Annotated in this window: 24 protein-coding genes; 4 read left to right on the top strand and 20 right to left on the bottom strand. The window is 46.0% G+C overall.

Annotated features, from left to right (window positions below):
- Positions 1 to 31: 31 nt before the first annotated feature.
- The 16 genes from Q9J80_RS04110 to Q9J80_RS04040 form a co-directional block, all read right to left on the bottom strand.
- A complete protein-coding gene (locus Q9J80_RS04110) occupies positions 32 to 2,044 on the bottom strand; it encodes a type IV secretory system conjugative DNA transfer family protein (protein WP_301674150.1) in 2,013 nt (670 codons plus the stop codon).
- Positions 2,034 to 2,219: an antitoxin VbhA family protein gene (locus Q9J80_RS04105; protein WP_002244207.1), complete on the bottom strand. Its 186-nt coding sequence runs from the start codon at positions 2,217 to 2,219 to the stop codon at positions 2,034 to 2,036. The genes Q9J80_RS04110 and Q9J80_RS04105 overlap by 11 nt, the downstream gene beginning before the upstream one ends.
- 57 nt (positions 2,220 to 2,276) lie before the next feature.
- Complete coding sequence (locus Q9J80_RS04100; protein ID WP_301674151.1) at positions 2,277 to 4,652, bottom strand: DNA topoisomerase; 2,376 nt, start codon at positions 4,650 to 4,652, stop codon at positions 2,277 to 2,279.
- A 70-nt stretch (positions 4,653 to 4,722) separates the two neighbouring features.
- Positions 4,723 to 5,820: an ATPase, T2SS/T4P/T4SS family gene (locus Q9J80_RS04095; RefSeq protein WP_079889644.1), complete on the bottom strand. Its 1,098-nt coding sequence runs from the start codon at positions 5,818 to 5,820 to the stop codon at positions 4,723 to 4,725.
- Between the two features lie 50 nt (positions 5,821 to 5,870).
- Positions 5,871 to 7,124 carry a type IV secretion system protein VirB10 gene (gene virB10 / locus Q9J80_RS04090; protein WP_301674152.1) on the bottom strand — a complete coding sequence of 418 codons (1,254 nt, stop codon included), beginning with the start codon at positions 7,122 to 7,124 and terminating at the stop codon, positions 5,871 to 5,873.
- Positions 7,125 to 7,167: 43 nt separating this feature from the next.
- Entirely contained in the window at positions 7,168 to 7,983 is an 816-nt protein-coding gene (virB9, locus tag Q9J80_RS04085; RefSeq protein WP_301674153.1) for a P-type conjugative transfer protein VirB9, read from the bottom strand.
- Between the two features lie 11 nt (positions 7,984 to 7,994).
- Entirely contained in the window at positions 7,995 to 8,714 is a 720-nt protein-coding gene (locus tag Q9J80_RS04080) for a VirB8 family type IV secretion system protein (protein ID WP_301674154.1), read from the bottom strand.
- Positions 8,711 to 8,845, bottom strand: a complete 135-nt coding sequence (locus Q9J80_RS10885; protein WP_157795178.1) for a lipoprotein — start codon at positions 8,843 to 8,845, stop codon at positions 8,711 to 8,713. The genes Q9J80_RS04080 and Q9J80_RS10885 overlap by 4 nt, the downstream gene beginning before the upstream one ends.
- Before the next feature lie 64 nt (positions 8,846 to 8,909).
- A complete protein-coding gene (locus Q9J80_RS04075; protein WP_123827210.1) occupies positions 8,910 to 9,284 on the bottom strand; it encodes a hypothetical protein in 375 nt (124 codons plus the stop codon).
- A 68-nt stretch (positions 9,285 to 9,352) separates the two neighbouring features.
- Positions 9,353 to 9,490: a hypothetical protein gene (locus tag Q9J80_RS04070; protein ID WP_185079954.1), complete on the bottom strand. Its 138-nt coding sequence runs from the start codon at positions 9,488 to 9,490 to the stop codon at positions 9,353 to 9,355.
- Positions 9,491 to 9,504: 14 nt separating this feature from the next.
- Entirely contained in the window at positions 9,505 to 10,458 is a 954-nt protein-coding gene (locus tag Q9J80_RS04065; RefSeq protein WP_301674155.1) for a TrbL/VirB6 family protein, read from the bottom strand.
- 73 nt (positions 10,459 to 10,531) lie between these two features.
- A complete protein-coding gene (locus tag Q9J80_RS04060) occupies positions 10,532 to 11,179 on the bottom strand; it encodes a type IV secretion system protein (RefSeq protein ID WP_304671386.1) in 648 nt (215 codons plus the stop codon).
- Between the two features lie 85 nt (positions 11,180 to 11,264).
- Positions 11,265 to 13,574: a VirB4 family type IV secretion/conjugal transfer ATPase gene (locus tag Q9J80_RS04055; protein WP_500796402.1), complete on the bottom strand. Its 2,310-nt coding sequence runs from the start codon at positions 13,572 to 13,574 to the stop codon at positions 11,265 to 11,267.
- Between the two features lie 4 nt (positions 13,575 to 13,578).
- The gene (locus Q9J80_RS04050; RefSeq protein WP_301674158.1) at positions 13,579 to 14,007 is read right to left on the bottom strand and encodes a VirB3 family type IV secretion system protein; all 429 of its coding nucleotides are present in this window, start codon (positions 14,005 to 14,007) and stop codon (positions 13,579 to 13,581) included.
- A 9-nt stretch (positions 14,008 to 14,016) separates the two neighbouring features.
- Entirely contained in the window at positions 14,017 to 14,346 is a 330-nt protein-coding gene (locus Q9J80_RS04045; protein WP_301674159.1) for a TrbC/VirB2 family protein, read from the bottom strand.
- 61 nt (positions 14,347 to 14,407) lie between these two features.
- Positions 14,408 to 15,217, bottom strand: a complete 810-nt coding sequence (locus Q9J80_RS04040; RefSeq protein WP_301674160.1) for a lytic transglycosylase domain-containing protein — start codon at positions 15,215 to 15,217, stop codon at positions 14,408 to 14,410.
- Between the two features lie 375 nt (positions 15,218 to 15,592).
- Here Q9J80_RS04040 and waaF point away from each other — a divergent pair, with 375 nt between their 5' ends.
- Complete coding sequence (gene waaF / locus Q9J80_RS04035) at positions 15,593 to 16,603, top strand: lipopolysaccharide heptosyltransferase II (RefSeq protein WP_301674161.1); 1,011 nt, start codon at positions 15,593 to 15,595, stop codon at positions 16,601 to 16,603.
- Positions 16,604 to 16,657: 54 nt separating this feature from the next.
- Positions 16,658 to 17,104 carry an SsrA-binding protein SmpB gene (gene smpB, locus Q9J80_RS04030; RefSeq protein ID WP_025457784.1) on the top strand — a complete coding sequence of 149 codons (447 nt, stop codon included), beginning with the start codon at positions 16,658 to 16,660 and terminating at the stop codon, positions 17,102 to 17,104.
- A 424-nt stretch (positions 17,105 to 17,528) separates the two neighbouring features.
- Here the strand turns inward: smpB and Q9J80_RS04025 are convergent, their stop codons facing one another.
- The 3 genes from Q9J80_RS04025 to Q9J80_RS04015 form a co-directional block, all read right to left on the bottom strand.
- The gene (locus Q9J80_RS04025) at positions 17,529 to 18,029 is read right to left on the bottom strand and encodes a YfbM family protein (protein WP_301674162.1); all 501 of its coding nucleotides are present in this window, start codon (positions 18,027 to 18,029) and stop codon (positions 17,529 to 17,531) included.
- Between the two features lie 40 nt (positions 18,030 to 18,069).
- Positions 18,070 to 19,437: an FAD-binding oxidoreductase gene (locus Q9J80_RS04020; protein WP_301674163.1), complete on the bottom strand. Its 1,368-nt coding sequence runs from the start codon at positions 19,435 to 19,437 to the stop codon at positions 18,070 to 18,072.
- Positions 19,438 to 19,546: 109 nt separating this feature from the next.
- Entirely contained in the window at positions 19,547 to 19,834 is a 288-nt protein-coding gene (locus Q9J80_RS04015; protein WP_301674165.1) for a hypothetical protein, read from the bottom strand.
- A 477-nt stretch (positions 19,835 to 20,311) separates the two neighbouring features.
- Between Q9J80_RS04015 and Q9J80_RS04010 the strand changes: the two genes are divergently transcribed.
- Positions 20,312 to 20,794: an FKBP-type peptidyl-prolyl cis-trans isomerase gene (locus tag Q9J80_RS04010; protein WP_196428511.1), complete on the top strand. Its 483-nt coding sequence runs from the start codon at positions 20,312 to 20,314 to the stop codon at positions 20,792 to 20,794.
- Between the two features lie 86 nt (positions 20,795 to 20,880).
- Positions 20,881 to 21,693, top strand: coding sequence for a squalene synthase HpnC (hpnC, locus tag Q9J80_RS04005; protein WP_025457790.1), 813 nt, complete (start codon positions 20,881 to 20,883; stop codon positions 21,691 to 21,693).
- A 72-nt stretch (positions 21,694 to 21,765) separates the two neighbouring features.
- Here hpnC and Q9J80_RS04000 read toward each other — a convergent pair whose 3' ends face one another.
- Positions 21,766 to 22,236, bottom strand: a complete 471-nt coding sequence (locus Q9J80_RS04000; protein ID WP_301674209.1) for a DUF1841 family protein — start codon at positions 22,234 to 22,236, stop codon at positions 21,766 to 21,768.
- Between the last annotated feature and the right edge of the window lie 93 nt (positions 22,237 to 22,329).

Genomic DNA, 22,329 nt, shown 5'->3' with positions numbered 1-22,329 from the left:
GTGTTTTCAGACTGCCTTGTTTTAGATTGGTTTAAGCCAACATTTTTGCCAAAATGGGTTCTGAATCTTTGCCCCATTGTTGCGCCATAGCTTCCACAATCTCCTTGATAAATTCAGGCGGACTATCGGGGCGCACCAATGATTGAACCATTGCCATGAATAAATCATCAGCGTTGGCACAGGTTTTGAAATCGGTTTCAGGCAGCTTTTCATCGGGAACAGGCTCGGTTTTGGCAGTTTGGGCGGCCGTAGATTTCGGCCGGCTGCGGTGGGTTTTGATTTCAAGATTGGGTACTTCGGGGCGCGGCAAATTGGCACGGGCTTTGAACACCTCATCTTGCCAATACACGATTTTTTGAGCGTAAATGGCACGACTGCTGCCCAAATTGATGATGCAGTCCGAGTTCGGCATCATCTTGATTTCATCGGGATTCATCACGGCACGTTGCTGGTCGCTGATGCTGGTACTGCGGCTGCCGCCTTTGCCTTGCGAACGCGATGTAGAACGTGCTTTAAATGTTTCATAACCGATTGATTTACTGTATTCTTCGGCATCTTTTTGGACGCGCGGCGTGTAGAAAATCCGACAAGTAAAGTTCGTGAAAAAGGTTTCCATGTTTTCACGTCCGTAAATCGCTTCCACTTGGGATGGAGCTTGAATAATGATGAGCAAGCGCAATTCATAGCCTGCAATGTACGACACGCCATGTTGAACGGCCGGAATCACGCCCAACGCGGTAAATTCGTCCATAAGCAGCAAGCATTGATATTTCAGCAAATCTTTGTTGTCCTGCGGCAAACCTTGTTGCACGTTCACGTCAATAATTTGCGAGAACAGCAAATTGGTTAAGCGGCTGAATGTTTCCGTTTCAGTCGGCACAACGCCGATGTAAATCGTCATGCGCTTTTTGCGGAGTTCATCAAGACGGAAGTCATCGCCGGAAGTTGCCGCTTCACAAACCGGGTCAAGGAAAATGCCGAGCGGTGCGGTCAGCGATGCCAAAATGTCCGCGCCTGTTTTCGGGCTGCCGTTGGCAAAACCGAGCAACAGCGTTTTGCATTGACTGGATAACGGCGTTTTTTCAGGGTCGTTATCGCGTTCAGCGATTTCAGCCAGCAGCCATTCATTGAGCGGTTTGCCGTCAGTCGGGGCAGTTAAACGGAATAGATTTGCCAATGTGGTGCGTTGCGTGTAATCCGTCAAATCGCGTTCACGTTCGGTTTCAACCATGTACAAACCCAAACCGACAAACAATTTTCGGGCACTTTCCACAAAAAATGTGCCGCTGCCGTTGTCTTTGGCAGGTTTAGGCAACAAAATGGCTGCCATATTGGACAAATCTTTGTAGCTGTATCGTGCATCACGGCGAATGTAGGTCATCGGATTCCAACGGTGGCTAACGAGCGGCAACATCGGATTGCGTTCATGTTCGGGCATACGTCCGCCGGGATTGAATAGGAAAACCTGCTGTCCCAATTTTTGCTGCCTGAAACCGCCTGTGATGATGAAGTTTTCCAATTTTGGATCGTACACCACCATAGAATCACGATAATGCAAGCAGTTTGGAATCACAACACCCACGCCTTTGCCTGAGCGTGTCGGCGCAGCCAAATACAGAAATTCATTACCAGCCCAGCGCAAATATTTGTTTTTATATTTGCCAATCAGCAAATCAGGTTTGTTGGTTTTAGGGTCGTATTTCGGTTTCAGCAGCCCGGCTTGTTGCACTTCAACTGCGTTGGCAAAACGTGAAGAGCCGTGCAGTTCGCGTTTCGGTTTGGCCAATACCGCAGCCAAAATAATCAGCGCAGGTAAAATGCTGATGAGTAAAGAAATCGTAACGCTAACCTTGAATGGCATCAGTAATTTAGCTGGCATTTTGTCCATGTGTTGTGCGTATTCGTACAACAACAATACGGACGGTTTGCTATTCAATTTTTGCCAGCGTACAAACAGCATACTGCCGACAAATCCACCGCCAGTCCCAGCGAGCGGCAGGGTAAACAAAATAAATAGAATAGGGGCTAATATCTTATTTTTCATGACCGTTATCCTGTAAAATACGTTGTCTCACACGCTCAATACCCATTTCAGGCGTTAAATTGCCGTGTGCTAACGCTTCCATATCAGCAATGGTCTCTGTGCTGATTTCTAAATTTTCTAGCCGCCACGACCCTATAATGTTGCGTGTCATATCACTTAAATTGTCCTTATCCATTTGATGATTCCTATAAAAAATTCAGGCAGCCTGAAATCCAAGCTGCCTGAAAACTGATTATTTATGTGGCGGAAAACCAATCTTCTTGTTCGCCTTGTCCACGCACAAAACGGCATCAAACGTGCCACCGTCTTTTTTGTGAAAACCTTTAATTAAACCCGTTTCACCATTATCAATCAAAGATTTAAGCTGCTTTTCCGTCAGTGTTTTGCCAAATTGCGTTTTCCACAATTTGAACCCACACGCGCATTCGTAGAGTTTGCCCTTATCGTTCAGGCTGCCTGAACAACAGGGACAGACTTCCGTTTTGCGCTCGGGAAAGGCAACGGCGATTTTCAGGCTGCCTGTATCATCGCGTTCCAGCTTTAAGACGGCAGCGTATTTTGTGCCTTTTTCTTTGGACACAAAATCTTGCAGCAAATCGGTTTTGCCGTGTTCAATCAGTTGGCGCAATTCGTCTGCCGACATGGCACGACCGCGCTGTTCTTTATAGAGTTTGAAACCGCATTCACAATGCCAACTGAATTTTTGGCTTTGCAGGCTGCCTGAACCGCAATTCGGACACGCACACAAGATTTCTACTTGATGTGCGTTCGGGCGATGTGGCAACACCGTTTCTACAAAATTTTTCACAAAATCATGAATTTGTGCGCGAAAATCATCGGCAGTAAATTGACCGTGTTCCACTTGGTGCAATTTGTCTTCCCATTCGGCGGTTAAAATCGGGTCGGCGGTTTTAGGGAAAAACTGGCGGACGTGGGCAATCGCATCAAGCGCACGTTGGCTCGGGATTAACTGGTTCTTTTCCAGCAACAAATAGGCTGATTCATGTTCGGGCGGCGTTTTCAATTTTTTGATGATGGGCGCGCGTGTAGCAGATGTGCCGATGCCTTTCACGTCTTTCATCACGTCTGCCAAATGCTTGTCGTCCAAATCGCGCCCTGCGGTTTTCATGGCTTGGATTAAACGGCTTTCGGTCATGAGCGGCGGTGCTTTGGTGGTTAATTTTTTGGCGGACACGCTGTCCAGTTGCGCGGTTTCATCGGGCGACAACGGCGGCAATTTATCTGATTGCTGCTTGTCTTCGTCATCATCAATGCCACCGTACACGTTCAGCCAGCCTTGTTTTTGCAACACGCGCCCAGTTGTCCGCAGTTTCAGGCTGCCTGAAAACGTGATACGCGTGGTTACGGCGTATTCGGCAGCAGGATAAAGCGCGGCGAGCGTTCGCAACGCCACTAAATGAAACACGGCATATTCATCAGCCGACAAAGTTTCGTGCAACACATTGGGCGGACAATCCGACAAAGCGCGTTCGCCGTCTGCCGTCTGAATGAAACCAGTCGGCACAATCGCATAGTGTGAGCCGATGCGTTTGTCGTCAAAAACACGCGGATTGTGTTTAATCAAATCATGGGCTTGCATATCATTTACGATGTTACTGTATTCCGCCAACGCGCCTAATCCTGCAATCGTGGTGCTTAACGTGGGCAAGTAATCGTCAGGCAGCGCGTTAAAATCGGAACGCGGATAAGTCAAAACTTTGTGCTTTTCGTACAAACTTTGCATGATAGACAAGGTTTTATCGGCAGCAAAACCAAGTTTTTTATTGGCGATTTTTTGCAATTCATTGGCATCAAACAAATACGGTGCGTGAGCGTATTCCGTTTCGGCAGCATCGTTCACAGCAAATCTGTTTTGATTGTGGATGTGTTCACAGGCAGCCTGCGCGGTTTCGTCATCGGCAAAACGGGCGATTTTGTCGTTTTTGTCCAATAATTTTGCGGTATAACTGCCTGATTGAATAGCAAATTGCGCCGATACTTCCCAATAGTTTTCAGGTTTGAAATTTTTGTTGGCAAGATAAGCATCAACCACCATCGCCAGCGTAGGGGTCATCACGCGCCCAAACTGATTGCTCAATGCGCGAGAGCCGTTCATGCCGAGCAGCCAATCGGCTTCGGCGCGGCATTGTTCGGCAGCAGCGAGATTATCGTAATCTGCACCGTTTTTAAGATGGTCAAACGCTTGACGTAAACCTTGTTGCGTAGTGGATTGAATCCACATACGTTTTACAGGTTTCAGGCAGCCTGAATGTTGGTAAACCAACCGAAAAATATGTTCGCCTGCACGGTCGGCATCGCAAGCGTTTATGAGCGTGGACACGTCCGCACGATGAATTAAACCGCGCAAAAACTGATAATGTTGCGCGGTGGTTTCTTTGATTTTCAGGGAAAAAGTTTGCGGAATGACAGGCAATGATGCGTTCTTGTCGCGCCATTCGGGAACGTCAAGCTCAATCAAATGTCCGATACAGTTACTGACAATGAAACGGTCGTTTTCGTAGCAACCTTTGGCTTTGGGAATACCGAGCGCAGCGGCAATGGATTTTGCCATATCGGGTTTTTCGGCGATGATTAGGGTTTTGGACATGGGATTCTCCTTATTTTCATTAATTTTCAATTACATAATATGATTTTCAGGCTGCCTGAATCGTTAAAAATCACGACCGACCACTTAATGCGCGGAATTTTGCCACAGGGTCAAAATACAGTTCAGTCATGCGTGTTCGGTCAAAAAAGCACACAATATCAATGGTAGAACGGACGGTATTCAGAATAAATTCATAGTCCATTGTGCGCCCTGTTTCGGATTCTTTCGCCAGTTGCGCGATTCGGTAAAACACCGATTGCGCGTCATTGGCGTGAACCGAAGTCAAACCGCCGGCGTGTCCGGTATTGAGCGCGGATAGATAATCCCACGCTTCATCGCCGCGCAGCTCCGTCAAAAAAATGCGGTCAGGTTTCAAGCGCATACAGGCTGCGATGATTTGTTTTGCCGTGATGTGTTCTTTATAAAACAGGTGGACATGATTTGGGTGTTTGGGTAAATCCAATTCATGCGTGTCTTCAATTGTGATGATGCGCGTGGTCGGGTCAATTAAATCCGAAATCGCTTTGGTAAAAGTCGTTTTGCCTGAACCTGTACCGCCCACCATGCAAATATTCAATTTATGCTCAATGGCGAGCCGAAAAAACGCATTCAAATCACGATTAGCTTTGTGAGTAAGCATTTCGTATTGCCAGTCAGCCAATGGTACATCGGGCGGTAAATTCATTTTGTCCGCCATGTCACGAAAATGGCGGCCGTCAATTTCCGTTTTCAGGCTGCCTGAAACACCAAATTGTGCGCTATCACGAAAGCCGCTCAATCGCCCTGTATTGATGTAATCATCAACAGAAAAACGTGTTTTAGACGGTTTGCGAAAGGCGTATACAATGGTTTTATCTTCGCAAGACGGCGGAATCATGATGTGTCCGCGTTCGCCGTCAGGCAGCGTTACGGAATGAATCGGGTTGGCGGTAGAAATGTGTTTACTGTTGAATACGCAGAGTGTGTTGGCGAGATGTTCCAATGCTTTCAAATCTAATCGCTCATCTTGGAAATATTGCCAACCTGATGAACTTTCTAAAAATATTTCGTTGGGGCGATTGATGATGACTTCGGTAACGCCGTCCCGATTTAAATAATCGGTAATGCCCAAGCGGTCTAGTGCGTTTCGTGCGCTTGTGTCCGCTTGAATGGTTTGGGTGGGTTGCATGATTTTTCTCCATAGAAAAGCAGCCTGAAAACACAGGCCGCCTGTCATCATTAAAAGATTTCATACGGTTTGACAACTTCATACACGCCGCCAAAATCCACATCGCGCGCCACCATCACATTGATGAGCGTACCGTGATTGATGAAACCGGTCGGCGGAATATTGATACTGTTTTTGAGTGCTTCGGTTGCCATTTCCTGTGCGGATTCGGACGAATTTTCAAAAGAAATATTTTGTCCGTTGCTTTGTGAACGGTTGCTGTAATAATCGCCCAAATCTCCGATTAAACTAATCAGCACCGCGCCGCCGAAACGCTGCCAAAAATGATATTTCACACGCGCGCCATGTCCCGATGCGCCTAATTGACCTGCGCCGCCGCTCGCCAATGAAACTTTCACGCCTTTGGGTGTTTCCGCCTCATTCCACAATACGAACACACGAGCCTGACCGTGCAGCATTGCGCTGTTTTGTTCGCCAATGATTTTTGTGCCACGTTCTAACAACAACACTTTACCATTGGCGGAATACACGTCTTTTGTTACCAAACAGCGCGTAATGCCTGCGTGGGTCGTGATGATTTGCGTATCCAATGTACACGGAATATTTGTGCCTTTTGCCAACAAATACGTTGCATCGGTACGGCGTTGCGCTTTCAGGCTCGGCGTAACCGTTGGATTTAAACGCGCTGCAAAACTGTTTTGTGCCGGCGGATTGCCACTGTTTTCTGATGAACTCTCAGAAAAAGAAACATTCAGTGCTTCGCCTTGTTTAAGGTTGCCTGAAACTGTTTGACCGTCTATGCCTGATGAGCGGTTGCCAACCAATATATCGCCTAATAATCGGCTATCGGTCGGTGGTTCTTTGGGTTCGGCTTGCAACTCGGGTGCGGCTTCAGCTGCATCCGTGGGCTGCGGCTGCGGTGTTTCTGCTGTATCAATCGGCGGTACGGTTTTCGGTTCGGGTGCAGTGGCGATTTCTTCTTGCTTGAAATCCAGTTTTTCAGTAGAAAAATCTTTGGCCTGGGTTTTCTGTACGCGCTCCAATTCTTGTTGTTGAGCGGCAACTGCTTCATCATCGTCTCCACTGCCGGAAAAGGCTATCATACCTGCAACAGCAATGCCCACACCGACCAATGCAACAGCTAAAACCGCTACTTTGGCCATATTATTTTTGCCACCCGATGAATCCAACGGTAAGCCGGCTTCCACATTCACGTCATTGATTTGTTCGCTCAATGGCTTGGGTTCATTAGCGTCAATGCTGTTTTCAGCATTTTCAGGCTGCTCATAATCAGGTTCGGGCAAATTGGATTCTTGTTTTTTGCGATTAAAAATGTTTTTTAACACCTTATTCCCCTTTGATTAAGCGAATGGAAGAATTGTCATCTGTGCCGGTTTGGTTGAATTGACCGTTGCTGCTGAAACCACGATTTTCAATTTCCAAAACTTGATTGCCCAAACGCAAGACAAAATGTTGCGCTGTTTCGTGAACCACAACGGCATCGCCGTCTATGTGCGTATTTAACAGGGCTTCACTGCCGTCATCTAACACTTTGTAGATGCCGGGTAAATCACGGCCGTTGTTAAAGCGAAAATAGGTAAATCGGCCATTATCATAAATACTGGTTGGCGCAAGATTTTTGTTGCCACGTCCCCAGTAATCGGTATTAGTGTTAAGTGGAGGTGCGGATTGTGCTTGCCCGAATATTTCGGCCGCTTGGATACGTTTTTGCGCATCGGCTCGCCTTTGGGCAAATGCAGTATCGGGGTAATTGAAACGCAGAATGTATGTTGGTGGAGGTGTGCCGTTGGTGGATTTCAGGTCAAAGGCGTAAGTTCGCTTGTTGGTGGTAATCAGCAAGTTGGTGTCGGGGCTTTCGGCGGTGGGCTTGAAGAAAATATTGTTGCCGCGAGCGGTCATTTTCCATGCTTCGGCATGACCGATGCCCATTGCGCTACTTTCGCCAATAATGCGCTCATCATTTTCTAACTGAATAATGGTGGCTACTCCGGTTTTGGTGCGAACTACAAATACATCATCAGGCATATAAACAGCCGTCTGAATACGTTTGTCTTTGAGCGAGCCTTTTGGAATATTGGTTGCCTGAACGGAAAATGGCAGCATAATGGTTGCCATAGTGAGATAAATCAATTTATTTTTCATGAGAGATTACCTTACTGGTTTGGTGTGTTTTCAGGGTCTACGCGGTAGCTGGTCATCTGAAAACCCAATGGATTGATTAAACGGTCTTTTTCTTCTTGCGGTTCATTTTTATAGGCATAACTAACGGTAGCGATGAAACGTTGTGGTGGTAATGGCTGATTCACGCTATTGGTTGGAATGGTTTGTTTTTCAAAACGAATTTGAGCAACATCATTTCCCAAGAAGCTAATGGCATTCACTTTGACAATCACTTTATATTGGTCGCGCAAAATTTTATGTGGCGCGGCTGTTGGGTTATTGTAGAATTTGGCAAATTCCGCTTGAATGGTTGGGTCGCTCAACAACATGGCTGCATCGTAGGTAGCCTGAATGGTTTGCCAATCATAGCTTTCACGGTAACGCACATATTGTGCCAACCAATATTTATCCACTACTTCGCCGTAGGTTTTTTCAGCCGTTTTGAGTGTGGTAACAACATCGGTTACGCCGGTATTGTTGTCCACACGAACCAAAAATGGTTGCGTAGTTTTGAGTGGAGTCAAACCAGCGACCGCGCCAACTGCCAACCCTGTAATCACAAGGCAAACGCCTGAAATACGCCATGCAATACGGCTATTTTTACGCACACGGTCAATTTCTGATTTGTGAAATTCTTTGGCTTCTTGGATAAATTTCAGTCCCTGTTGTTGTGGATTAGGGGCTTTGGGTGTTTTGTTAGAATTGGTTTTCATGGATTAGCCTTTTCTGTAGTCATAGAGGGTTGTGGGTTAATCGGAAAAGGTTTGCCGTAAGGCTTGGGTGGATTGTGTGAGCAAGCAGCGAGTAGAGCAGTTGCTGTGAGTGTGATGAGCAATTTTTTCATAATAAAAGTCCCATAGAAAAAGGCAGCCTGAAAAGTTTTCAGACTGCCTGTTGATTGAAAATTTTTACAAGTTAATAGCAAGTGATTTATTTGCTTGTGAATAGGCTTTCCTCCAGCAAAAATGATAGCCGTAAATAATGCTGACGAATCCGCCTAATTGACACACATTCATTAGTAATGAAAATATCGTATCAATAAAACTATTTGGTTCTGGTTGAATAAACACAAATAAAACAAAGTACAAAATAAATGGAATGACAAAAAGAGTAACCAAGCCCCATTTCAAAAATGGAAAATAAACTCTTTTGATAGCTGATTTAAGCCGTTCAGAACTCCATGAAATCTGATTTAGGCTAATATTTTGCGCTAAAACGATTTCTCCATTTGCCCAATTATTCCGACAAATTGTTATCACTTTTAAATCATTGCCGACCCTCATTGGAATATCCCAATTCATTGTGCCAAATGTATATTGATTACCTTGTTTATCAATAATAAAAATTTGTGTTAGCGTGTTGGTATAGCTTCCAATTGATGTCCCCCACCAGTGATAACAGTTTCGGAACGCTGATGCAAATCAGCCATTTGACCTTCAAATAAAGTCAAATAACAGTATGAATTTTGCCAGATAATTTTAGAAGCCATAATTATTCCTTATTTTAAGATTTGTTGTATCCTATTTGATTATTTGGATTATTAGATTTGGATGAACCTGATCGCTTGGCAAGGGAATTAGAAGCAGATGAAATGGTTCGACCAATACCGCTATACCCACCAACCGTAGCTCCGCCAGTTAAAGCAGAAGCAATAGACGGAATAGATAACGCTACAACAAAGAAAACAATAGTTGATAAAATAAACATAAATGCTATTGGAATGAAAACAACAAGACTGATTGAACCTTTATCAGCCACTTTTATCAGGCCAGTTTCTATCATGGATAGCATATGCGCTTCAAAGAACGTGATTTGAATCGTACCAAGTAACACATAAAAAGTAACTGTTACTGCGTAATTCATAATTTGCCCAATCCAATTCATACCCCATTGTCGTGTGGCTGGAAACAGCATTGCTCCAATAAATATTGGGCCGATTAAAATAACCATTGCCAACGATATTTTAGCCACTAAATAAAAAGCGGCTATTGCTGTTAAAAACAAAGCGACCAATATAAAAATGAATACCCACATGAACGTAAATCCCAAGTGAGCAGGAATATCTAGAGTTGGAATTTTGCTTTTTAATTCCCAAATTTGCCCCATACTATCTATAAGTTTGTCTATGTTGTTGTCTAGAACGACCGCATTATATGCACCCGGATTGATTAAATTGCTCATATATTCAGGCAATTCATATAATATATTGGCAATTTTCAAGTATTGTGCAGCATTGAACGCACAAGCAATGATGATAAGCCAGCCCATTGCGCGTTTGGCTAAATCTATAAGATTGTCATCAAAGCCACGATTATAAGCATTTAAGGCAACAATTACGATATATATACCAAAACCTGCTGCAAATAATGGAGAAATTGCAGTAATAATGTTGGCAGTTTTGGCAAATAAATCACTACCCATGCCTTTTAACAGGCTTTCAAATATATTATCAAACATGATATATCCAATTGCTTTATACTTCCGACAAATGACATCAGCCATTTGTCGGAATATGTATCAAGAAAAATGATTATTTACAGGCTGAATAATCACGTGATTTCATGTGCCTGGCTAAACACGCTTCATAGTTTGAATATTGCCGAGCTTGAACTTTTTCTTGCAAATCATACATACGCGCCATTTGGTCTAACATCGTTTGCTGATTCTGAAATTTCAGTTGCTCTGCTGATAAGCGATTACGCAAATCGCTAGATGCTTTGATGTCGGTTGTGGCATTGATTTGGTTAATTAAGCTGTCAATCGTGTTCAAACGCTGCTGATTATCTGCCGTAAATTTAGACAGCATAGTTAAATTTTGGTTCAGCAAATTATCAGACTGAGCAGCATCGTATTGATTGCTTTTCAAGCGTGCCTGTTGTTGTGCGCTGGTTAATTTGTGCAAATCGCGCCATTCACTCGGTATGTTTAAATCGTAGTCAATCGCCCGGCGTGCCAAATTACCCATGCCGCGCGAGCCTTTAATCGCTGCCAGTTGGTTTCTCATTTCTTGAATTTGAGAAATTTGGTTTTCAATTTGTTGTTTCAATTGAATACCTTGTTGAATAGCTTGGGCAACCGATGCGCCATCAAAAACAGGAATACCTCCGGCAGATACGCTGCTACACATTAGGCAGCCTGAAAGCATAATCGCCGCCATTTTGGTTAATTTTGTTTTCATGGTTGAAAAATCCTTTTCAAAAAGAAAAAAACCGCATTAAGCGGTCGGGTCGCAGCTATTATCATCACGACAATAGCAATTTCAATTAAACACGTTTTTTCATGGCTCTACGTTCATGGACAGCCTGAATAAATGGCGCATACCAAACATTCGGGGCTTCACTACCACATTCAGACATCACGCGGTGCAACAATTCCACGTTATCAGATGAACCCGATAACACAGCCATTTCATCTGAAAAGCCCTGTAAATCCAATTTGGCAAATGCCGATTGCGTGGATTGCTTAACCAAAAACGTGCGGCTATCCACCGATAACTCCACCAGTTCACGGTATTCTTTTTCGGTAATGCCGCAGCGTTCGTAGCTGTTTTTGTATTCTGCATCAGGGTTCGGCAGAAAAATCTTGGTCGGCGTTTGTTGTACAATCGCAGGGAATATCGGACATGAAATGGCATCTTCGGGCGATTGCGAGACCAAAATCAGCCAACCACCCAATTTGCGGTCGGTTTTCAAGATTTTTAACATCAATTCCTGCAAGGTTGGGAATCGTGCCGCCCACCAAAATTCTTCAATGATACTGGCAAGAATACCGTTCTTTTCTGCCACCCCTTTCATCATGATACCGCGCAAATGGAACATATACGCCATAACAGGGGCAGTAGGCGGATAATCATCTTTCAGAATATCGGTTAAATCAAAGCCAACACGATAAAACTGTTCGGCATCAAACAGATTGGCATCATTATCCAAGCACCATGCAAACCGTCCATTTTCACTTCTGCACCAACGCCCCAAGCGTTCACGCAAGCTATTTTCCTGATTAACCATTGGTATGTTTTGCAACAAGTGGCTGAAATTGCGTAATTCGTGGTCTAGTCCCATTAATGTATCGACAGCAACTTGAATTTGCTTTTCTTCTTCGGCGGTTAATGTACCGTTGTGATTTGTGCCACACATACCTACAAGTGTGTACAAAAATTCCCGATTAGACGGCGTATCAGGCAGTTGAAATGGATTTAAACCAGTTGGTACACCTGCTTCCAGCGCAAAATATTGCCCACCCAGTATGCGGATAAAAATTTCCATACCCCTGTCCAAATCCAATGCAAAAATGTAGGGGTCAAACCGCTCTACAAACGTCATGAGTGATGTTTGTAGTGTGGTTTTACCTGTACCTGTTGCGCCCAAAATCAGTGTATGCCCTGCGATTTTTTCGCCTACATTGTCTTCCTGCGGATTGGAAAAGTGAAAATTGAAATCGTACAAAGTCCGTGATTTGGTTTGCAATGGCATGACTGCTGAGCCGTCCCCAATCGGATTGCCCTTGCTCTTGCCGCATGAATAATTGTGAATGCCAAATGTGGTGGCTAAATTAGTTGTGGTTTTGGGGAATGAACGCGGACGTTCGCGGCTGCCTGCAATTTGGCTGAAATAAGTGGACAATGCCGATGCGCCGGCTTTAGTAAACCGATAACCGCCCGAGTTCATAAACGCTGCATAGGCTTTTGAACCGTTGGCGGCGGCTTCTTGCGGCGTATCGCCATACACAACCAATGCCGCATGATAATCGCCGAACATCAAATCCCCGGCTGTTAATTTACCCATACCGCTGTATAACTCTTCTTGTTGCTCAACGGCTTGGTCGCCAACTGATTTCAAATTATTCAGTTGTTTGCGGATTTCAGCCTGCATAGTGTGCGAATTGATGTAAATCAGGCTTTGCGTGAGCGTAAATTCGCACGGCAACGTTAAAATATCCGTGAGAATTTTGGGCTTGCTGATGCCAAAATCTTTCAAGTCGTAGCAAGTGGCAAATTTGCGTTGACCATGCATCGGGCGAATTTCGCCAATATCACTACCAAAATGCAAAGTCGCGCTGCCCAATGTTTGATAGGTATCCACAAACGATAATGGTACAGGCTCATCTTGGCCATTAATCAGGCTGCCAAAAAAGCGATATACATCAGAAAAAAGTACGCCATTTTGATTTTGATAAGCAGCCAGTAGTGTTGGCTCGTAGGGAGTCAATGATGACATCATACTTGCCATTAACTCTTCGGCTTCTTTAATACCGTTATCAATATTATTGCTTTTGATTAACACAGTGATATGGAACACATTTTCAAAATAATTTTCAACGTGAAAACGCTGTAAATATTTATCGGCAAAGTGCTGGCAGAATGGCGTTTTAAACGAGTATTCACGGTTAAAATCAATCTTTTTGCGCTGTAATGTTGTCCATACGGCTAAACGATTACCCAGCGTTTTGCCCATACCTGACAGCATATTTTTTAAGCCAACAAATTGCGTGTACAAATAGTTATCTTCCACACCGTCAAAAGGCAAACCGTTCATTCTAATCACAAAGCCGACATGACCTGTTTCATACCACACAATATTATTGGTAACGTGTTGGCAAATTGGCGGCAGTAAGTCGGAATGTGCGGGCTGCTGCCTGAACGTCTTGCTGAAAAAATCGCTGAAAATCACTGTTTTGTCTCCCATATTTGGTTGGAATAATGGTGGTGGTATTATTGAACATTTTGGCGTTTCTTTTTCTGAAAAACCATTTTATTTCATAAGCATAAATGCGTAATGCTTGGTCATCAGTTTCACACACCGTTCTCAAGCCAATAAAAATTGGTATCAGTAAGGCTAATATCAGTAATGCCCGACCATTCAGGAAAGGCATTGCCAACATTGTTGCCATTACCAAAACAAAACCACTTGCTGCTAAACCGACAACAGGCACACCAAAAATCATGGCTTGTCTGCCTAGTGCGTTGTAAGTTGCATATTCTGTGTTAATGTTTTCGTAATTGCTCATATTTCAATCCTAGAAGCTCATTGAGCCGCCTTTGGTAAACAGCCATGTACCCAAGACGATTGCAGCACCTGCGCCGACAATCCACATAGATGCTTCCAAAATGTCGCCCCATGTTTTACGTCCCATAAAACCTTGTGCAAATTGCCATAACAAGGCGACTGTAGCCAAAACGCCTACCACAATGTAGATACCATCTCGGATATTCTCCACCATTGTTTTAGCTTCATTTGCAAAGCCACCTGCAGCCATTGTGGATTGTGCGGCCAAACCCAATGCAACCATTACCACGAATTTAGTGGTTTTGCTTTGTGAAATACGCATAAAAGTATTTGTTTCCATAGAAAAATTCCTTAAATTAAAAAATAAAAAAATCGCCATTGGGCGGTGTGGATTGATGCCGTTAGAAATCAGCGAACACGTCCCAAGCGGCGGTAGCCTTTGCGACTGTTTGTGTTTCTATCGGCGAGACGGAAACTGGTTTTTCAGTAACCGAATGGGGTTGAGCCACTTGCTGTTCTGCCGGTGGCGCGGAATAAGTTTCAGGATGCCTGTTATTGACGGGCTGTGGCACATAACTGGCTTGTAGTAAAGATGATTGCTCCGAGCGGCGACCACTGGTTTTTAGGCTGCCTGGAAATCCGATTGTTTGATAGGGAGAATTATCCATCGCTGCCAAAATGATTTTGGTAACGTAAGGCGGTTGCCCTTTGAAATCGCTTTTAAAACCAAAACGGAAATTGCCCGAGTAATAACAAGAAAATGCTTTTCGCAACGCGGTTTGTCCGTTGCCGCCGGCGCGGTCAAAACAGGCTTTGAGAATTTGTGCGCCGGCATTGATGTTTTTACACGGCTCAAATACGGTTTCATAATTCAAACCGTAAGCAGCTAAATTGTAGCGGTTCACTTGCATCAAACCCATACTGAAATTTTTGCCCTGCGCGTGTAATGATTTGGCAGTAGCGACCGCTTCGGCAAAATTGCGCGGTTGGCGTTTCAGGCTGCCCCGAACTACACCGATTGCGTAGGGATTAAACCGACTTTCTACACGGGCGACTGCTTGCAATGTGTTGGGGTGGACACCTTTACTGCATTGTTGTGCCAAATCGTTAAATCGCATTTGTGAATAATTGATTGGTGGCGGAGGTTCGGCAAAAGTTGGCAGCACGGTTGCAATGGTTGCCGTCATCATCAAAAAATGTGCTGTGTGCATAGATTTTCCTTTTATCAAAGTAAAAAAACACACTTAAAATAGCCGCATGAATAGCTGTTTTAAGTGTGTTTCCTCCGTGTCCAAACTGTGTCAGAATGCCATTTATTTATGGCTGTATGTGGCGGTGTGTACAGGCATCGATTTTAAAATTTTAAAAATAAATCAATTTATTAAATTGTATTTTGGGATTTAGTTACGGACTGTTAATCCGCAGGTCCCTGGTTCGAGCCCAGGTCGGGGAGCCAGAATTTTGAAGCCCGAACTTGAATGTTCGGGCTTTTTCATATTTGCACGTCCGGCGTTAGGGATGCGGCGAGATAGGTTTTCCAACGGTTTCGCGGTAAAATTCCGCCTGTCTGATTTCGGTTTCTTGTTATGTCCATCAAAATCCTGATTATTTCCCCCAGTTGGATAGGCGACTGCGTGATGACCCAGCCCTTGTTCCGCCGTTTGAAGGAACTTCACCCCGGTTGCACGATTGATGTGTTCGCACCGAAGTGGTCGATGGCGGTGTTTGAGCGTATGCCTGAAGTGAATGAGATTCTTGAAAATCCGTTCGGACACGGTGCGTTGGAGTTGAAACGCCGTTGGCGGGTCGGTAGGGATTTGGGACGGCGCGGCTACAATCAGGTTATCGTGTTGCCGGGTTCTTTGAAGTCGGCAGTCATCGCGCTGGCAACGGGCATCGGAAAAAGAACGGGTTATGTCGGCGAAAGCCGTTATTTTCTGTTGAACGATATACGCAGGCTGGATAAGGAACGTCTGCCTTTGATGGTGGACAGATATACGGCTCTCGCGCATCCGAGCCAGGAGGATTTTGACGGGCATTCGGGATTCCCCGAGTTTTCCATTGATGAACGGCGGCGGGAAATTTCTGTCGAAACTTTCGGTTTGAATCTTGGAAAGCCTGTTTTGGCTTTTTGTCCGGGTGCGGAATTCGGACCGGCAAAGCGTTGGCCGGCAAAGCATTTTGCCGAGTTGGGCAAACATTATTCGGCGGCGGGTTGGCAGGTTTGGCTGTTCGGTTCGCAAAAAGATGATGAAATTGCCGAGGAAATCAACCGCCTTTCAGACGGCATATGTGTGAATTTATGCGGTAAGACCGATTTGTCTCAGGCAATGGACTTGTTGTCGTTGGCAGATACGGTTGTGTGTAACGACAGCGGGCTGATGCACTTGGCGGCAGCTTTGGGCAGGAAGGTAGTGGCGGTTTACGGTTCTTCCAGCCCGACGCATACGCCGCCTTTGAGCGACAGGGCGAAAATCGTCAGCCTGCACTTGGAATGTTCGCCCTGTTTCAAACGTGAATGTCCGTTGGGGCATACCGACTGCCTCAACAAGCTTTATCCCGACAGGATTGTGCAGGCGGTTGAAGAGGCGGTATGATGGGTTCTGTTTTCGGGTTTATGCCGTCTGACGGCGGATATTGATAGGATGTTTATGGCTATTGCGAATAATAAAAAAGCATTTCACGATTTTTTTATTGAAGACCGGATTGAAGCCGGTTTGGTCTTGGAAGGCTGGGAAGTCAAAGCAATCCGTGCCGCGCGCGTACAGCTTAAAGAGAGTTATATCTATTGGAAAAAAGATGCGTTTTATCTGGTCGGCTGCCATATTACCGCGTTGCCTACGGCTTCGACACACATCAAACCGGATGCCACACGCCCGCGCAAGCTCTTGTTAAAACAATCGGAAATCAACAAATTAATCGGAAAAACCGAACGTGCCGGTTACACTATCGTGCCGCTGAACCTGCATTTTTCACGTGGAAAAATCAAGATGGAAATCGGTTTGGCAAAAGGTAAGAAACAGCACGACAAACGCCAGAGTATGAAAGAGGCGGATTGGAAACGCGAGAAACAGCGGTTGATTAAGCATACGCGCTGATGGGGGTGCGGTTTCAGACGGCATTTGAACAATGCCGTCTGACGGTTGTTTAGACAATGGTGTTGAAATACGAAACGGAAAAACAGGGCGGTTGCCCTGTTTTCTATTTGCGTAAAAGATGCGGATGACGGGAAGCAGAAAAACGGAAACGCCCGTCTTTGGCGAAATCGTAAACGTTGCTGACTGCCCTGATATGGTAGGGTGGTTCTTTTCCTTGTTTCAGACATTCGCGCGCTATTCTCCGTAATTTCCGGTTGGCAAGGCGTTTGTCCTGTTTTTCGCTGACTGCCGTGGTTATCGGGGAAAAGGGGTGTTTTCTGTAACTTTTACTCTTGATGGTCTCCCGGCTTGAAATACTTAGGTTTCCTTGAGTGCGATTCCGTACTTTGTCTTCATTAAAGTTTCCGTGATGTTTGAAATATATTTAGTAAATGCTGACCAGTACATTGCTATTTGAATGCAGGGCGGTTTTGTAAAAATTGCCGATTTTGTAAAAGTAGTCGGTAATTTCTTCTTTTATATCATCAATTTCATCTTCATAATCCCAAATGTCGGGGTAGATATGATGCTCTTTGCACACCTGCATACTGAAATGCTCCATTGTGCTTTTTATGTCGAAGCCTTCCAAAGCTGAGACGATTTCATGGATTTGGGCGGATTCGATATAAGCGGCGTATCCGTCGCCGTCCGAAATGGGTGCCGTTCCGACGATTGATTCGGATAACAGATTGCCCTTTAAGGGATTTTCTGCACTTGTTCCGGTCAGTACAAAATGTAAAACATCCCACATTTTATCGATGTCGAGGCAGACGGCAGCCTCATCCTCCAAATCTTCCAGTTCTTCAAACAATTCTTGCCATTCGGTATCGGTGTTTTTAAGCAAAGCCAGTTTTTCATTATCGACCAGTTGATAGGTTGCTGTCATTCCCATGATATTTCCTATAATTTCATTTTGAATCAGTTATTTATGGAATAAGTTTACCCGGATTCATAATGTTATATGGATCAAGGTGTTGTTTGATGCTTTTCATCAGGGCGATTTCAGCAGGGGTGCGTACTTTGTCCAGCCACTGTTTTTTGATGATACCTATGCCGTGTTCGGCAGCAATTGTACCGTTGCAGGCAAGAACGTTGCAATAGACTGTGCTGTTAATGTCGTTTTCGTAACGATAGACTTCATTGCTGAGGATTTCGGGCAGGAAAGTATTGTAGTGCAGGCTGCCGTCGCCCAAATGTCCGAAGCAGACGATTTGTATGCCTTTGAAATTCTGTTCCAAATCTTTGGCACACCGGCAGACAAAGTCGGCAACGCGCCCGATAGGAACGGCAATATCGTGTTTGATGCTGGTGCCCAGTTTGCGTTGTGAAGCGGAGATGTTTTCGCGCAACGCCCACATATGGATACGTTCTTGTTCGCTTTGCGCCAATACGCTGTCGGTAAAGCCTTTTTTATAAAGAAATTCGACAAGCCGATCATCAAGATTGCTGTCGGGTAATGAGTCGGTCAACTCAAGTAAAATATGCCATTCTGAATGTGTCGGCAAGGGGAGGTTGCTGAATTCGGAGGACAACTCGGCAGCAAAACGGCTGATCAGCTCAAAACTGCATAGGCGTTCGGCAAAGTGTGCTTGGGTTTCGGTCAGCAGGCGGACGGCGGATTCGATGTCGGGTATGCCGACCCATGCCGTTGCCTTGTCCAAGGGACGGGCAAAAAGCTTGAGCGTGGCGGCAGTGATGATGCCCAGTGTACCTTCGCTGCCGATAAACAGATGGCGCAGGTCGTAGCCGGTGGTGTTTTTATGCAGGGGATGGAGATGGGAAACCAGTTCGCCGTTGGGGAGGACGACTTCCAAACCGATAACCAGGTCGCGCATCGTGCCGTAACGCAATACGTTCAAACCTCCGGCATTGCAGGCGATGTTGCCGCCGATTTGGCACGAGCCTTCGCTGGCGAGACTGAGTGGAAACAGCCTGTTTGAGGATTCGGCTGCCTGTTGGACGGTTTGGAGTACGGAACCTGCTTCGACGGTAATACAGTTGTCTGCCAAATCGATGTTGCGGATGCGGTTGAGTTTGGAAAGGTTCAGCAATACGCCGTTTTCCGATACTGCCGCGCCGCACAAACCGGTATTGCCGCCTTGCGGCGTAACCGGAATACGGTGTTTGTGGCAGAAACGCATAATGGTTTGCACGCTTTCAACGCTGCGCGGCTGCAAAATGATGTCTGGTGCAGACGTAAAGCGGTTGCGCCGGTCTTCTAAAAGCGTCGGAGAAGGTTCGGCAATTTCATCTGCCGGCAGGAGTCGGGAAAATTCGGTATGCAGGTCAAGCATGTTTGTCGGAAGGGTGGGGAGGAGATTGAGGAAGGGAATCTGATGCCGTCTGAAAAGTCAAAAAAGCAGGATACTGAACGTATCCTGCTTTTTTGCAAGCGGAAAATGCTTATTTTGCAGCTTCAGATGCAGCGGCAGGAGCTTCGGCAGCAGGTGCTTCAGCAGCGGGAGCTTCGGTAGAGGAAGCCTCAGCAGCAGGAGCTTCAGCGGCAGGAGTTTCGGTAGCGGAAGCTTCAGCAGCAGGAGTTTCGGTAGAGGAAGCCTCAGCAGCAGGAGCTTCAGTAGCGGGAGCTTCGGCGGCAGGTGCTTCGGTAGCAGGAGCTTCAGCGGCTTTTTCTCCGCCGCAGGCGGCCAGAGCCAAAGACAACAAAGCAGCGGCAAACAGGGATGTTTTCATTTTAGTAACCTTTAAAATCAATTTAAATCAAATTAGGGTAAAACAGTCATTATCGACCATCATTACAAACCAAGTTGAAAATTCATTGCTGAATTTTGCGTAATTATGCACCACGAAATAGGGGATTGCAACGGTGTGCAAATGGGAAAGCAGGTTTGAATGAAAAGTTTTCTGGCGGGCGGATTGATAAATCCTGTAAAACGGTTTTGCTGTTAAAAATTCGATAGGGATGAATATTATAGAGATTAATATAATTCAGTATCTTGTATGATTTATTAGAGCGAATTGGGAAAGTCGGCAGACAGGTCGGAATGGTTTTTAAGAATGTTGTAAAAAAGTTACACCGCAATAAAATAACAAAAATTTACATTGAAATATGTGCTGTACAGTTTATGAACAGGTTAACGGTAATCGGCTGGCGCGGCGGTTGTGTTAGAATGCGCCTGTAATCAATCTGCTGTTCCTGAAAGGACAAATATGGCTATTGCAAAAAATTCCGTGGTTTCGCTGCATTATGAGATGTATGATGCCAACAATCAGCTTTTGGACAAAACCGAAGAATCGATTGCGTATCTGCACGGCGGTTACGACGGCATTTTCCCTTTGGTGGAAGAGGCGTTGCACGGTAAGGATGTCGGCGATACGGTCGATGTGGCACTTTCTCCCGACGATGCGTTCGGCGAGCAGGATCCGGAGTTGGTCCGTATTGAAGATGTGGGCGTGTTTCCTGTTGAAGTCGAAGTCGGCATGATGTTTGAAGCCGACGATCCTGAAACCGGCGATGTTGTCGTCTATCGTGTAACCGATGTTGCCGACGGCAAGGCGGTGGTGGACGGCAACCATCCTTTGGCAGGCATGAAAATCCGCTTTAAGGCTACGGTTGAAAGCGTGCGCAATGCATCCGATGAGGAAATCGCACACGGTCATGTCCACGGTCCGCACGGTCATCACTACCACTGATTGCCGGCAGCTTGGAGGTATCTGATGCCGTCTGAAAAGGGTTTGTTCCATTTCAGACGGCATTTTGTTTGATGGATGGAGAAGGTATGTCGGTTGGGCATTATGAAAATTTTCCCGTCGGTTCGCTGATTTTGCCGCGCAGGTTGAGGAAGCCGGTTCATGCGGTGTATGCGTTTGCACGGACGGCGGACGATATGGCGGACGAGGGCAGTATGCCGTCTGAAGCTAGGTTGGCGGGGTTGGATGCTTTGCGGCGCGAGTTGGACGTGTTGGCATCGGGCGGCCAGTCGGCGCATCCTTTGATTGCACGATTGGATGCCGAGGCGGTTGTGCCGTTCGGTTTGGATTTGCAGCCGTTTTATGATTTGCTTTCGGCGTTTTCGCAGGACGTGGTCAAAACGCGGTACGCGCATTTCGGCGAACTGGCCGATTACTGCCGGCGTTCCGCCAACCCTGTCGGACGCATTATGCTGGCTTTGTACGGGAAAACGGATGCGGTGTGCGTGGCGCAAAGCGACGGCATTTGTACGGCTTTGCAACTGGTGAATTTTTGGCAGGATGTGGCTGTGGATTGGCAAAAGGGCAGGGTTTATATTCCGCAGGACGATTTGTTGAAATTCGGTGTTTCTGAGGAACAGATCGCGGCAGGACGGGCGGATGCGGCGTTTCAGCGGCTGATGGCGTATGAGTGTCGGCGTGCGTTCCGTATGCTGAAGGCAGGTTCGCCTTTGGCAAGGGAACTGAAGGGGCGTATCGGTTTGGAACTCCGTATGATTGTGTTGGGGGCGCAGTTGATTTTGCAGAAACTGGACGCGTGCCGATACGATGTGTTTGCACAACGCCCCGTTTTGGATAAGAAGGATTGGTTGATTATGCTGAAACGCGCGTTGTGGAAATGATTGGGGGAAAATGAATGCCGTCTGAAAGGGGTTGTTCCGCTTCAGACGGCATTTTGCAGGCGGTCGGTATGGTCAGGCGATTTCATGCGGGTTCAACCTGGCTTGATCTTCTGCACCCAAGCCGATGAGTTTGCGCAGTCGGGTCATGTAGAAATTGACATCCAAACCGGTGCTGTAGCGTTGCGCCGTCCACAGTGTTTCCGCCAGTGCCTCCATCATTTCGTGTTCGGCTTCCAGCCAGCCGCGTTTGGCGCACAGGGTGTCGTGGATTGCGCGTATGCCGTGCGGCTGGTCTATGCCCGCCTGTTCTTGAACGGACAGATGCAGCGACATATGCAGGAAGGGGTTGCTTTCGCCGTTTTCGGGCAGCCAGTCGGTGTCCAGATGGTCTTCGATGCGTTCGAGATAGCGGTGGTATTCGGGATGGGCTTCGATAATGCGGAGGGCTTTCTGTTCCAGTGCGCTCAGTTGCAGCGGATTGAGCCGCTGCTGCCACACGCGGGCGAAAAAGCGGCGGACATCGTGGGTGTTTACATCGTACATAGTGTGTTCGGCAAAAATGCGTATAGGCTGGGACAATGGGGGTTTTACATAAATTAAATCTTACCGTCAACCTTACCTTTTATAATATGGACA

The sequence above is a fragment of the Neisseria blantyrii genome (genome assembly GCF_962747855.1).
Classification (GTDB): Bacteria; Pseudomonadota; Gammaproteobacteria; order Burkholderiales; family Neisseriaceae; genus Neisseria; species Neisseria viridiae.
This window is presented reverse-complemented; position numbering and strand designations above follow the sequence as displayed.

Coding starts and splice junctions, on each gene's coding strand:
- Q9J80_RS04110 (WP_301674150.1), bottom strand. CDS start 2,044: ATGAAAAATAAGATATTAGCCCCTATTCTATTTATTTTGTTTACCCTG.
- Q9J80_RS04105 (WP_002244207.1), bottom strand. CDS start 2,219: ATGGATAAGGACAATTTAAGTGATATGACACGCAACATTATAGGGTCG.
- Q9J80_RS04100 (WP_301674151.1), bottom strand. CDS start 4,652: ATGTCCAAAACCCTAATCATCGCCGAAAAACCCGATATGGCAAAATCC.
- Q9J80_RS04095 (WP_079889644.1), bottom strand. CDS start 5,820: ATGCAACCCACCCAAACCATTCAAGCGGACACAAGCGCACGAAACGCA.
- virB9 (WP_301674153.1), bottom strand. CDS start 7,983: ATGAAAAATAAATTGATTTATCTCACTATGGCAACCATTATGCTGCCA.
- Q9J80_RS04080 (WP_301674154.1), bottom strand. CDS start 8,714: ATGAAAACCAATTCTAACAAAACACCCAAAGCCCCTAATCCACAACAA.
- Q9J80_RS10885 (WP_157795178.1), bottom strand. CDS start 8,845: ATGAAAAAATTGCTCATCACACTCACAGCAACTGCTCTACTCGCTGCT.
- Q9J80_RS04075 (WP_123827210.1), bottom strand. CDS start 9,284: ATGAGGGTCGGCAATGATTTAAAAGTGATAACAATTTGTCGGAATAAT.
- Q9J80_RS04070 (WP_185079954.1), bottom strand. CDS start 9,490: ATGGCTTCTAAAATTATCTGGCAAAATTCATACTGTTATTTGACTTTA.
- Q9J80_RS04065 (WP_301674155.1), bottom strand. CDS start 10,458: ATGTTTGATAATATATTTGAAAGCCTGTTAAAAGGCATGGGTAGTGAT.
- Q9J80_RS04060 (WP_304671386.1), bottom strand. CDS start 11,179: ATGAAAACAAAATTAACCAAAATGGCGGCGATTATGCTTTCAGGCTGC.
- Q9J80_RS04050 (WP_301674158.1), bottom strand. CDS start 14,007: ATGAGCAATTACGAAAACATTAACACAGAATATGCAACTTACAACGCA.
- Q9J80_RS04045 (WP_301674159.1), bottom strand. CDS start 14,346: ATGGAAACAAATACTTTTATGCGTATTTCACAAAGCAAAACCACTAAA.
- Q9J80_RS04040 (WP_301674160.1), bottom strand. CDS start 15,217: ATGCACACAGCACATTTTTTGATGATGACGGCAACCATTGCAACCGTG.
- waaF (WP_301674161.1), top strand. CDS start 15,593: ATGTCCATCAAAATCCTGATTATTTCCCCCAGTTGGATAGGCGACTGC.
- smpB (WP_025457784.1), top strand. CDS start 16,658: ATGGCTATTGCGAATAATAAAAAAGCATTTCACGATTTTTTTATTGAA.
- Q9J80_RS04025 (WP_301674162.1), bottom strand. CDS start 18,029: ATGACAGCAACCTATCAACTGGTCGATAATGAAAAACTGGCTTTGCTT.
- Q9J80_RS04020 (WP_301674163.1), bottom strand. CDS start 19,437: ATGCTTGACCTGCATACCGAATTTTCCCGACTCCTGCCGGCAGATGAA.
- Q9J80_RS04015 (WP_301674165.1), bottom strand. CDS start 19,834: ATGAAAACATCCCTGTTTGCCGCTGCTTTGTTGTCTTTGGCTCTGGCC.
- Q9J80_RS04010 (WP_196428511.1), top strand. CDS start 20,312: ATGGCTATTGCAAAAAATTCCGTGGTTTCGCTGCATTATGAGATGTAT.
- hpnC (WP_025457790.1), top strand. CDS start 20,881: ATGTCGGTTGGGCATTATGAAAATTTTCCCGTCGGTTCGCTGATTTTG.
- Q9J80_RS04000 (WP_301674209.1), bottom strand. CDS start 22,236: ATGTACGATGTAAACACCCACGATGTCCGCCGCTTTTTCGCCCGCGTG.